This is a genomic window from Flavobacterium sp. GW823-FHT04A11, from assembly GCF_058796535.1.
The window spans coordinates 559142-572196 of the sequence record NZ_CM179503.1 but is presented as its reverse complement, the minus strand read 5'-3'; the positions used below and the strand labels follow the sequence as shown (position 1 = coordinate 572196).

Annotated in this window: 9 protein-coding genes; 7 read left to right on the top strand and 2 right to left on the bottom strand. The window is 35.7% G+C overall.

Annotated elements, in window-relative coordinates; translation table 11 throughout:
- Positions 1–36 precede the first annotated feature (36 nt).
- Positions 37–1179, bottom strand: a complete 1143-nt coding sequence (locus AC3QL1_RS02615; protein ID WP_492494853.1) for a CaiB/BaiF CoA transferase family protein — start codon at positions 1177–1179, stop codon at positions 37–39.
- Positions 1176–2324, bottom strand: a complete 1149-nt coding sequence (locus AC3QL1_RS02610) for an ABC transporter substrate-binding protein (protein ID WP_492494851.1) — start codon at positions 2322–2324, stop codon at positions 1176–1178. The genes AC3QL1_RS02615 and AC3QL1_RS02610 overlap by 4 nt, the downstream gene beginning before the upstream one ends.
- Positions 2325–2667: 343 nt before the next feature.
- On the opposite strand from AC3QL1_RS02610, the gene AC3QL1_RS02605 reads away from it, so the two are divergent.
- The 7 genes from AC3QL1_RS02605 to AC3QL1_RS02575 all read left to right on the top strand — a co-directional run bounded on the left by AC3QL1_RS02605 (position 2668) and on the right by AC3QL1_RS02575 (position 13032).
- On the top strand, positions 2668–3432 hold the full coding sequence (locus AC3QL1_RS02605; protein WP_492494849.1) for an SDR family NAD(P)-dependent oxidoreductase: 765 nt from the start codon (positions 2668–2670) through the stop codon (positions 3430–3432).
- Positions 3433–3616: 184 nt separating this feature from the next.
- Entirely contained in the window at positions 3617–4471 is an 855-nt protein-coding gene (locus tag AC3QL1_RS02600; RefSeq protein ID WP_492494847.1) for a fumarylacetoacetate hydrolase family protein, read from the top strand.
- 200 nt (positions 4472–4671) lie between these two features.
- Entirely contained in the window at positions 4672–5685 is a 1014-nt protein-coding gene (locus AC3QL1_RS02595; protein WP_492494845.1) for a zinc-binding alcohol dehydrogenase family protein, read from the top strand.
- A gap of 191 nt (positions 5686–5876) precedes the next feature.
- The gene (locus AC3QL1_RS02590; RefSeq protein WP_492494843.1) at positions 5877–6674 is read left to right on the top strand and encodes an SDR family oxidoreductase; all 798 of its coding nucleotides are present in this window, start codon (positions 5877–5879) and stop codon (positions 6672–6674) included.
- Between the two features lie 6 nt (positions 6675–6680).
- Positions 6681–7511, top strand: a complete 831-nt coding sequence (locus tag AC3QL1_RS02585) for an amidohydrolase family protein (protein WP_492494841.1) — start codon at positions 6681–6683, stop codon at positions 7509–7511.
- A gap of 443 nt (positions 7512–7954) precedes the next feature.
- Entirely contained in the window at positions 7955–10096 is a 2142-nt protein-coding gene (locus tag AC3QL1_RS02580; RefSeq protein WP_492494840.1) for a bifunctional aldolase/short-chain dehydrogenase, read from the top strand.
- A gap of 431 nt (positions 10097–10527) precedes the next feature.
- Positions 10528–13032 (top strand): L-rhamnose mutarotase, encoded by a 2505-nt coding sequence (locus tag AC3QL1_RS02575; protein WP_492494838.1) that lies wholly within the window; start codon positions 10528–10530, stop codon positions 13030–13032.
- Positions 13033–13055 lie beyond the last annotated feature (23 nt).

Sequence of the window (13055 nt, the reverse complement as noted above, 5' to 3'; positions counted from 1 at the left end):
ATCGTTATGTGTTTAATCGTTTATTTTAAATAAAATTCAACGAATAAACTCTTCTTGTATCGCTAAATTGTTTTCTCCAACTTTTGGTGCTGCTTTTGAGCTGGTTAAAATTTTTCCGTCAAGCTGAATTGGACTTCTTGTAGTCACTAATTTTTCTCCGGCAGAATTTTGAACGGTTTGTTTCAATTGTAATTCATTCACAAAAGTCTGATTGTCTAATTCTTCATAATTGAGAACTTTTCCACACCAGATTCCTTCTTTTTGAAGCAAATTCAACCAATAATCAGAAGTTTGCGTTATTATTTTTTCGGCTAATAATTCTCTGATTTCATCTCTGAAAGTAAACCATTCTTGTTTATCATTATATTTATTTAAATCAACTTCTAAAGTATTTCCAATGAAAATTAAATCGCCCATTGCCAATGAAATATATCCATCCTGAGTTTTGTAAACTCCATATGGTGCACTCAAAAAAGCATGCGCACTTCCTTTTACATCACCTCTTTCCGGCAATTGTCCGCCATCATTTAAAAAAGAAGTAATGGCTTCAAATTGTACATCCAGAACAGATTCTAATAAACTCACTTCTACCAAAACACCTTTTCCGGTTTTAGCTCTTTTCAATAAAGCCGCTAAAATTCCCTGAACGAAATGATTCCCGCACATTAAATCGGCTACAGCTAAACCAAACGGAACCGGTCCCTGACTTTTTCTGCCGCTCAACCAGCTTAATCCGGAAAGCGATTGTAATAATAAATCCTGTCCGGGTTTTTTAGCCCACGGTCCAATATTTCCGTAACCGGTAATTGTTCCGTAAATTATTTTAGGATTAATAGTCAGCGTTTCATTAAAATCCAATCCTATTTTTTCCATCACGCCAGGCCTGAAATTATGTGTCATAATATCAGCTTTGGCAATTAATTTTTTGATCAGTATTAAATCTTCCGGATTTTTAAGATCTGCTGCAAAAGATTCCTTATTTCTGTTAATCGTGTGAAATAACAAACTGCTGTCGTCAACAAAAAGATCTTTAATACTTAATTGTCTGCACGCTTCACCTTTTATAGGGCGCTCAATTTTTATAACCCTGGCTCCTAAATCGGCTAGTTTTAAGCCAGCAGAAGGCCCAGCCAAAAACTGGCAAAATTCTAAAACAACTAATCCTTCAAGTGGTTTCATGCCTTTACTAAATTTAAAGATTTCGCATAAAGCGAATTCATTACTTCCAAAACCAATTCTTCATCTCCGTCATTCATCAAATAATCGCGAACCACATCGCCGGCATGATCCTGAAAATACATATGTCCGGAATATCTTGGGCGCAGAAAAGCTCTTTCTAAAGCCGGTAAAGTATTTTTGAAATAATCATGTGTTAACGAATTGATTCGGTCACTTTTCCATGCCTGAAGATGTCCGGGTTGTCCGCCATTATCAGCAAAAATATTCTGCTGTGTATGAGAAGAACCTGTAAACTCAGCATATTTAATGGCTTCCGGAATATTTTTACTAAACGAAGAAACTGCCAATCCCGTTCCGCCCAAAGAGCTAATCATAGGCTGATCATTCAAACGAACCAAGTCGTAAAAATGAAGCAACTTTCTACCATATCCACTTCTTGAATAATTAGAATATCCGTAAGCAAATGGGCAATAGGCAATTTCATCTGAATTTACCATGGCTTCATAAACCTGAATCGGATTTCTGTTAAAGTTTTTCGGATCAATTAATTGTGCCAGTTCTCTAAACATTTGCAACGCTTTTTTTCCTGTTTCCGGAGAAATCACTTTTTCTGTCGATTGAAAAGGAGCTTCACCCAAACTACAGCAAAACATATAAAAACTCATTAAAACATCAACCGGAATTCCTGCAAACGCAACCAATCCTTTTTTGGCCAGAGCCAATAAATCATCATAAGTCTGCGGAACTTTTAATCCTTCTTTTTCTAAAATATCCAAACGCGCTGCTGCAACCGGAGTCGCCGCATCGATAGGTAATGCCCATAATTTATCGTTAAAAACGTAACTTCCGTAAGAGCGACCAACAGTATTTAATTCCTGATCTTTTATATATTCTGATGATAAATAATCTGATAATGGTAAGATGGTTTTTGAGTGCGCACCAAAGCCTGTCCACGGGTGATCAATTACAAGCAGATCAAATCTTTTTGCTAAATCTTCGATAGAAGCATCTGCAAATTCCTGAAGGCTTCTTTTCTCCCACGTAATTTCAACTCCGGGATTTAATTCTGTAAATCGCTGAGCTGTAGCAACCATTGGTAATAAACCTCTTGTATGATTCCAGGTTATCCCTTTTAATATCGTCATTTTAAGTAAAATTTATATTGATGATTTTATTCGAAAATTAATAAATGTAAAATATACAATTACAAAAATAGAAATAAGATTGAATTGAACAACAGTTGTTGGGTTTATTAACACTCATTTTTTGAAGTATGTTAATCTTATGGGTATTTTTTTTACAAACGGTGTAAAAAATGTTATAATTTATTAAAGTTTAATCATTTTAGGACATTCATCTGAAAATATATCTCAAATATTAATATTAAAATATACTTTTGTAATTGTTGATTCTACATTTATTAATTTTTTAAAAGAATTTTGAATGCTAAAGCGACATCAGATACATAAATGACTTAATAATTATAACATGTTTTCATTAAAAAATAAAAAAGCAGTAATAACCGGTGGAGGCAGCGGAATTGGAAAAGCAATTGCAACGTTATTCGCAAAACAAGGAGCAGAAGTTCATATTATAGATTTAACAATCGAAAGTGCAAAAGAAGCATTGGATGAAATTGTAAAATCTGGAGGGACAGTTTTTTCTCATGCTTGTAATGTGGCGAATCAGGAAGAAGTAATCGCAACATTTGAAAAAATAGGCAACATCAATATTTTAATAAACAATGCAGGAATTGCCCATGTTGGAAAAGTAGATACTACCCCAGCAACTGATTTTGATCGTGTTATGGATGTGAATGTAAAAGGAGTTTACAATTGTTTGTTTGCTGCGATTCCACAATTCCGACTTTCGAACGGTGGTGTAATTATCAATATGGCATCCATTGCGGCGTGGGTTGGAATACCGGACCGATTTGCTTATTCTACAGCAAAAGGAGCGGTTATGGCCATGACATTATCTGTTGCAAAAGATTATATAGGAGAAAATATTCGTTGTAATTCTATTTCTCCGGCGAGAGTTCATACTCCTTTTGTTGATGGTTTTATTTCGAAAAATTATGCAGGAAAAGAAGCAGAAATGTTCGAAAAATTATCACAATCACAACCAATAGGAAGAATGGGAAAACCGGATGAAATTGCAGCTCTCGCATTATACTTATGCAGCGACGAAGCCGGATTTATAACAGGCTGCGATTACCCAATCGACGGAGGATTTATCAAATTAAATAACTGAGAAAAGTTGCTCAGGTTCTGAGATGCTAAGTTACTAAGCCAAAAACTTAGAACCTTAGCGACTTAGTGCCTTAGTGGCTAAAAATAAATAATTAGAACGTTACTAAGGTTCTAAGTATCTAAGATTAAAAAGAAAACTTAGAACCTCAGAACCTTAGCAACTCAGAACCTTAAAAAAGAAAAAAATGAAATTAATACGTTTTGGAGAAATCGGAAAAGAAAAACCAGGAGTTTTAATTGGTGAAAAAAGATATGATGTTTCGTCAATTGTTTCAGACTTTAACGAAAGTTTTTTTGAAGAAAATGGTTTAGAAAAATTAGAAAAAGCATTAGCAAGCAATCCGACTTTACCTGAAGTTGATTCAAGTGTACGTTTAGGATCTCCGGTTGCGAGACCTTCAAAAATAATATGTATTGGTTTAAATTATGTAGACCATTGCAAAGAAACCGGAGCACCAATTCCGACAGAACCAATTATCTTTTTTAAATCAACCACTTCATTATGTGGACCTGATGATAATTTGATTATTCCTAAAAACAGTGTAAAAACAGATTGGGAAGTGGAGCTTGCATTTGTTGTAGGTAAAAAAGCAAGTTATGTGGAAGAAGCAGAGGCTTTGGATTATGTTGCTGGTTATGCTTTATTAAATGATTATAGCGAAAGAGAATTTCAAATCGAGCGAGGCGGACAATGGGCAAAAGGAAAAGGCAGTGATACATTTGCGCCTCTTGGACCATTTTTGGCTACGAAAGATGAAGTAAAAGATGTTGATAATTTATCGATGTGGCTTACTGTAAACGGTAAAAAATATCAGGATAGCAACACCTTAAATTTAGTTTTCAAAATTCCGTTTTTGCTGCACTATTTAAGTCAGTTTATGACATTACTTCCTGGCGATATTATCAGTACAGGAACGCCTCCGGGAGTTGGTTTGGGAATTAAGCCGGAACCAATTTACCTAAAACCCGGAGATGTTGTAGAATTGGGAATTGAAGGTTTGGGTACAAGTAAACAAACCGCAGTAGCATACAAAAAGTAATATTAACTCGTTGAGCGTAATTATTTTTAACACATAGTAACATAGATTTTGTCTCTTCAAAAAAGGCGTTTCACTTATTTAAATGCACATAGCTATGTGTAAAATGAGGTATCATTTATTTTTCTCTTCTTTAAAAAGGAAAATCTATGTTTCTATGTGTTAATAATCGCCTCCAATGGGTTATTAAAAAAAAAGCTAAGATGAAATTTATAGTATGTGAAAAACCACAGGAATTTATTCTGAAAGAAAAACCAATTCCGGAACCAAAAGAAGGAGAAGTTTTACTGAAAATAAAAAGAATAGGAATTTGTGGTACCGATATTCATGCTTTTGGCGGAACACAGCCTTATTTTGAATACCCAAGAATTTTAGGTCATGAACTTGCAGCAGAATATGTAAAAGGAAGTGCCAAAGGTTTTGAACCCGGCGATAAAGTAACTTTTATTCCGTATTTCAATTGCGGAACATGTGTTGCCTGCAGAAACGGATTGACGAATTGTTGTGTAAATATTAAAGTTTTTGGAGTTCACATTGATGGCGGAATGGCCGAATATGTAACAATTCCAGCGCAATATTTGCTTCACGGTCAAGGTCTGGATTATGATCAGTTAGCGTTGGTTGAACCATTAGCAATTGCAGCACACGGAGTTCGAAGAGCTGCTGTAAAAGCAACAGATACCGTTTTAGTAATGGGAGCCGGACCAATCGGAATCGGCTTGATTCAGTTTGCTAAAATTGCCGGAGCCAAAGTTATCGTAATGGATATCAACGAATACAGATTAAATTTTTGTAAAGAAGAACTTCATGCCGATGAAACTATAAATCCTCTGCATGATGATGTTGCTCAAAAATTGGCAGAAATTACAAACGGCGATATGGCCAATGTTGTAATCGATGCAACGGGAAACAGAAATGTGATGAACAGCGCTTTCAATTATATTTCGCATGGCGGAAGATTTGTATTGGTTGGACTTCAAAAAGGAGAATTGAGTTTTAGTCATCCTGATTTTCATAAAAGAGAATCTACTTTAATGAGCAGCAGAAATGCCACTATTGAAGATTTTGAATATGTAATGAAATGTTTAAAAGAAGGTAAAATCGATCCAAAAAAATATATCACGCACAAAACCAGTTTTTCAGAAATGATCAATGATTTTGGACAATTGATTGATCCTAAAAATAATGTAATCAAAGCATTGATTGAAATTGAATAACACTTCAATTAAATTTTAAACACATAGAAACATAGATTTTTTTTAAGAAAAGTAAATCAAAAGAAACTCGTTTTTCACACATAGCTATGTTTATTAATGCAAGTGAAACGCCTTTTTGTGCGTTTTTGAACCTATGTTTCTATGTGTTTAAAATATTTACAGCTATTGAAAACCTTTAAATAACCACAAAAATGGATTTAAATTTAAGAAATAAAATAATCGTTGTTTCTGGTTCTGCCGGAAAGCAGGGAAGTATTGGAGAAACCATTATTAATCGAATTGCAGATGAAGGCGCAATTCCGGTTTTGGTTGACAGAAACAGCAGAGGAGCAGATTATGCCGCAGCGTTTCAAAAAAGAGGAATCGATTCTTTATTTGTTGAAACGGATGTAACTGATCCAACAGAAATTGAAAACGCAGTAAAAAAAATCGTTGAAAAATATGGAAGAATCGATGCTGTAATCAATAACGTTGGTGTAAATGACGGTGCAGGTTTAGATTCGACTTACGAAGAGTTCATGAATTCTTTGAAGCTGAATGTAGTAAGCTATTTTCTATTGGTGAAATATGCACTTCCATACTTAAAAGAATCAAAAGGGAATATTTTGAATATTGGTTCAAAAGTAGCTTTAACAGGTCAGGGCGGAACTTCTGGTTACGCTGCTGCGAAAGGCGGCGTTTTAGGCTTGACCAGAGAATGGGCGGTTGATTTAATTCAATTCGGAATTCGTTCAAACGCTATTATTATTGCAGAAAGCTATACGCCGGCCTACGAAGACTGGATCAAAACATTGGCAGATGGAGAAACGGTTTTGAAAAAGATCAATAAAAGTATTCCGTTTGAAGGCAGAATGACCAAAACTGAAGAAATTGCAGATACCGCACTTTTCATTATTTCAGATCGTTCGTCGCACACCACCGGACAATTTGTTTTTGTTGATGGCGGTTACGTACACTTAGATCGTGCTTTAATTAATGATGTAAATTAATTCAACATGAATAACCGAATTGATGCCCATCAGCATTTTTGGAAATTCGATCCCGTAAGAGACAGTTGGATTGATGAAACGATGCAGAATATTCAAAGGGATTTTTTGCCCGATGATCTTTTGCCATTACTTCAGGAAAATCAATTTTCAGGATGTGTGGCCGTTCAGGCGAGTCAGTCAGAAGAAGAAACTAATTTTTTAGTCGATTTAGCGGCAAAAAATCAATTCATAAAAGGAGTTGTAGGCTGGGTTGATCTTCGAAATGAAAATATTGAAGAACGATTAAAACATTTTTCTTCGAATAAAATAATAAAAGGTTTTCGACATGTCGTTCAGGGCGAAGCTGATGATTTTATGTTGAGAGAAGATTTCCAAAACGGAATTTCAGCTTTAAAACAATTCAATTACACCTACGATATTCTTATTTTTCATCGTCAATTGCCGGCAGCAATACAATTGGTAAATCAATTTCATGATCAGCCTTTTGTAATCGATCATATTGCAAAACCCGATATAAAATCTGGTGAAATTTCATCCTGGAAAAAAGGAATTCAGGAAATTGCAAAAGCTGAAAATGTCTCCTGCAAAATTTCAGGAATGGTAACAGAAGCCGATTGGAAAAACTGGAAAACCGATGATTTGAAACCATATTTAGATGTTATTTTCGAAAATTTTTCTGCCGATAAACTAATGTTCGGATCAGATTGGCCGGTTCTTAATGTGGCTTCAGATTATGCAGAAGTTGTAAAAACTTTAGAAGATTACATCGCTCAATTGTCTGTTGAAAATCAGAATAAAATTTGGTTTGAAAACGCCATTTCATTTTATAAACTTTAGAATAAGCCAAAAATATTTAAGAAAAAAGGCTTTCAAATGATGAGTTTGAAAGCCTTTTTTTGTTTTAATAATCTATATTTTAAAAATAAATACAGCATTATTACAAATGATTTTTCAAGCAAAAAAGAAAAATTGTAAGGCTGTTATCATTAATTTTTTAGAATTTCTATAGAATAAATATATTTTGAAAAACACTTTTTTCAGTATAATCCACCTTCTTTTTTATCTTAAAAAATCAGAGTTCCAGCCTAATTTTCATGCAATTACAAGTCTTTTTTGAATTCTGTTTCCTGAAATATTTTCTTCTTTTTTGTGTAGGATTTAGTTGTTAATATTTAGTTTTCAATTGAATACGTTCTTTTCCATAAAGGATAGTACAGGATAGTTATGTTTTTTACATTCTCTTATTTTACACAACAAGTTTACAACCAAAAATAATATAAATGTCGAATACAAATACCATCAATATGAATTTTAAGCACGTGAGCTACCTTTGGGACGAATCCAAAGCGGCGGCCTTGGCAGGGGATGAAGTAGGGCTTTTCATTTATCGTTCCAATTTACTGGGCGCTGATTTACGATTGACCAATTACGGAGGAGGAAACACTTCGGTAAAAATTACCGATAAAGATCCCTTAACGGGAGAAAGCTCAGAGGTAATGTGGATCAAAGGATCAGGCGGGGATATCGGAACTTTGACCAAATCAGGCTGTGCGGCACTTTATTTGGACAGGCTTCGTAATTTGGAGAATGTTTACAAAGGCATAGAATTCGAAGACGAAATGGTAGAATTGTTCAATCACTGTATTTTTGATTTGGCTTCTAAAGCGCCATCAATTGACACACCATTACACGGTTTTTTACCTTTCAAACATATTGATCACTTGCATCCAGATGCGGCAATTGCAATCGCTGCAGCCAAAGACGGTGCAAAAATCACTGAAGAATTATTCGACGGGGAAATCGGCTGGGTAGGCTGGCAGCGTCCGGGATTTGATCTTGGATTACAATTAAGATCCTGCCTTGAAGAAGCAGAGAAAAAAGGAAAAAAACTAAGAGGCATCATGCTGGGCTCCCACGGACTTTTTACCTGGGGCGATACTTCGTATGAAAGCTATATCAACACACTTGAAGTGATCGAGAAATGCGCCACTTATCTTGAGAATAACTACGGAAAAAAACGTCCTGTTTTTGGAGGACAAAAAATACAAAGTCTTGATGAAGCATCAAGAAAACTAAAAGCAGCAAAAGTAGCGCCGATTTTAAGAGGTTTCTGCTCTTCGGAACGCCAAATGATCGGACATTATACTGATGATGCAAGGGTTTTGGAATTCATCAACTCCAATGATTTGGAAAAACTGGCACCACTTGGAACTTCGTGTCCGGACCACTTTTTAAGAACCAAAATCAGTCCGCTTGTTTTGGAACTGGATCCAAACGAGGACTTATCAGATGTAAACACCATCAAAGCAAAACTAACACCTTCTTTTGAAGCTTACAGAGCGATGTACAAAGATTACTACAATGCCTGCAAAAAACATAATTCACCGGCAATGCGTGACCCGAACCCGGTGGTTATTTTATATCCGGGAGTTGGAATGTTCACTTTTGCCAAAGATAAAACCATGGCACGTTTGGCATCAGAATATTATGTGAATGCGGTGAATGTTATGAAAGGCGCAGAAGCCGTTTCTGAATATACTTCACTTCCGCATCAGGAAGCTTTTGATATCGAATACTGGTTGCTTGAAGAAGCTAAATTGCAACGTATGCCAAAACCAAAAGCATTATCGGGAAGGGTTGCCCTAATCACCGGATCTGCCGGAGGAATAGGAAAAGCAATTGCCAAAAAGTTTGCCCAGGAAGGAGCCTGTGTGATTATCAACGATATCAATGAAGAAAGACTTGAAGAAGCGACAAAAGATTTCATCAAAACCTTTGGAAAAGATGCCGTTTCAAGCACACTTTTAAATGTAACGGATGAAAAAAGCACAGAAAAAGCATTGGATGAAGCAAGCCTTGCTTTTGGAGGCGTGGATATCGTGGTGAACAACGCCGGGATCAGCATTTCAAAATCAATCGCAGAACACACTTTGGAAGAATGGGACAGATTATATGACATTCTGGTAAAAGGACAATTTATTGTTTCAAAAGCAGGAATCGAAGTAATGAGAAAACAGGGATTTGGTGGCGATATTGTAAACATCGTATCAAAAAATGCTGTTGTAGCAGGACCAAACAATCCGGGTTACGGATCGGCAAAAGCGGCCCAGGCACATTTAACGCGTCTTATGGCTGCGGAATTAGGCGCAGATAAAATCCGTGTCAATACGGTAAATCCCGATGCAGTGATCTCAGATTCCAACATTTGGTCTGGAGGATGGGCGGAAGGAAGAGCCAAAGCGTATGGCATTACGGTAGAAGAACTGCCGGCATATTATGCCAAACGTACCTTATTAAATGAAATCATATTGCCTGATGATATTGCCAATGCGTGTTTTGCATTTACAGGAGGATTGTTGAGTAAATCAACAGGAAATGCCTTAAATGTAGATGGCGGAGTATCAATGGGTTTCTATAGATAAAAATAGTTTTTTTTAAGTTTGTTTAAGCAAAAGTGGTTTTTTGTGATCTAGCGTCCGACATTGTCGGACGTTATTTTTTTTATTCAAGCTTATTTTACCGCAAAGAACGCAAAGATTTTATTTAAGAATGCTTTTGAAAAGCACAAAGTTCGCAAAGCTTTACATAGACTTAGCTTTGCGAACTTTGTATTTATAGAACGCAACTTTGATAAAAAAACCTTAGCGTTCTTTGCGGTAAACAAACATAATGTGTAAAAAACACACTTATTTTGTAAATTGCAGGAGTGTACAGGATACTTATATTTTGAGGTTACTTTAAATTGGTGCCATATAATGGTATAAATGTTAAAATAGTCAAGAATATAAGTTTTCTATTCGTAAAATTTATAGTTTGAATTATTTTTAAGCATTATAAAAATTAAAACCACAAAATGCGTCTAACTACTCTTCATAAAATATTTGCAGCTTTTTTAATAACCTGTTCTGTGTTTTCAGTTTCGGCTGGTGAAATTTGGGTTTCTCCAAAAGGAAAAGATTCCAACATCGGGACAAAAGAAAATCCTTTGGCGACAGTTCAAATGGCAATCAGAAAAGCCAGAGAGTTACGCCGCCTAAAGGATCCATCCATAAAAGACGGAATTCATATTATAGTACAAAACGGAACTTATTATTTGAACGAACCGTTATTTGTAAGACCAGAAGATTCAGGAACTTCAGAAAGTCCCACAACAATTGAAGCTGATGTAAACGCAAGACCCATAATCAGCGGTGGTTTTGAAATAAAAAACTGGAAAAAAGCTTCAGCAATAAACGGAAAAAAAGCAAATGTCTGGGTAGCCAATGCGCCTCAAAAAGCGGGTGAAATTATCAATTACCGACAATTGTGGGTAAACGAAAAAAAAGCCGTCAGAGCAAAAAGCACTGCAGGAAACCAAATGGATAGAATTCTTTCCTGGGATGCCGCAACAGAAACTTGCTGGATTCCATTTAAAGACAAAACCATAAAGTTCGAACCCGGAATGGAAATGTTTATCATTCAATGGTGGTCGACAGCCAATCTTCGTATCAAAAATATCGAAGTTCAAAAAGACAGCGCCAGACTTTCATTTGAACAGCCGGAAAGCCGTATTCAAAGTGAACATCCATGGCCGGCACCGTGGATTTCAAAAAACAACGGAAATTCTGCGTTCTATTTAAACAACGGAATTTCCTTGTTGAACGAACCCGGAGAATGGTATTTGGATAAAAAAAATGCTAAAATTTATTATATTCCAAGAGAAGGTGAAGATTTAAATGCTGCAAAAGTTACTGTTCCGGTTTTAGAGAATTTAGTCGAAATCAAAGGAACCATCGATTCTCCCGTGCATCATTTTAATTTTAAAGGAATTTCATTTCAATACAGCAACTGGCTTCGTCCTTCGCAACAAGGTCACGTACCGTTGCAGGCAGGAATGTATTTATTAGATGCTTATAAATTGAAAATTCCCGGGACTCCAAATCAGGCGAATTTAGAAAATCAAGGTTGGGTTGGAAGACCTAGAGCGGCTGTAGAAGTAAATTATGCTCATAACAATCAATTCGAATGGTGTCATTTTGAACATTTATCTTCAACAGGATTAGATTTAAATAAAGGTACAAATCACAATACCATCAAAGGAAATTTATTTAAAGACATTGGCGGAAGTGCAATCAATGTTGGTATTTTCTCCGAAGAACCTTTCGAAGCACATTTGCCACTAGTGATCAAAGACGAAAGAGAAATTTGTTCTGATGAAATAATTGCAGATAATCTGATTACCAATGTTGCCAATGAAGATTGGGGATGTCTGGGAATTGCAGCCGGTTTTGTGAAAAATATTACCATTGAACACAACGAAATTTCGGATGTTGCTTATAGCGGAATTTCTATGGGATGGGGTTGGACACACACTAAAAATGTGATGGAAAACAATAACATAATCGGAAATAAAATTCATCATTATGCCAAACATTTGCATGATGTTTCAGGAATTTACACGCTTTCATCACAGCCAAGCAGCCGAATTGAAGAAAATTATATTGATAAAGTATACAACAGTCCATACGCACACGATCCGTTTTTGTGGTTGTATTTGTATACAGATGAAGGAACGCAGGGATTTACGATTAAAAATAACTGGATTGCAGAAAAGAAAATCTTAAAAAACCACAATGGTCCTGAGGGAAATGTATGGGAGAATAATGATCCATATGTAACCACAAAAATTAAAAACGCTGCCGGAATTCGGGCGCCTTATTCTGATTTAGTAAAAGAAGTAATTATTGATGAACCGTGGGGATTGCAGGAAATGCCAAAACCTGTTGCAATTGAATTAATAGGTTCTGATTTTGATCTCGAAAAAATCAAATCAACACTTGTAGGTTTTAGAATTGTGGGTCAGGAATTGTACCAATGGAAAAATCATCTGGTGATTTACGGAAAAATGAATCAGCCGGAAAGAACGAAAAAGAAGTTGGCTCTCGCTTATCCTTCGGCACAAATAAAAATTTACGAAAACCCAATTTATGACTTTCAGAATTTTGAAAGATGCAAGGATTCAAAACCGGCATCAGAATGGGAAAATATTGTTTTAACCGCCAATTTGGTTAACGATCCAAAACTGCAAAACGAATATGTAGAATATCATAAAACGCAATTTGAAAAATGGCCGGAAATCGCAAAAGGTTTCTGTAATGCCGATTTTCAGCAATTGCAGGTTTTTAAAAATGATAGACAATTGATGTTGATCATCAGTATTCCAAAAGGAGAAAATCTGGATAAATTAAATCCAAAAACAACGGAAAATAATCCCCGTGTAGACGATTGGAATGCTTTAATGAAAAAATACCAAACCGGAATCGAAGGCACAAAACAAGACGAAACCTGGATTTTCTTGAACAAAGTAGAAACGAAATAAATATTATTAGCCACGAATTCACG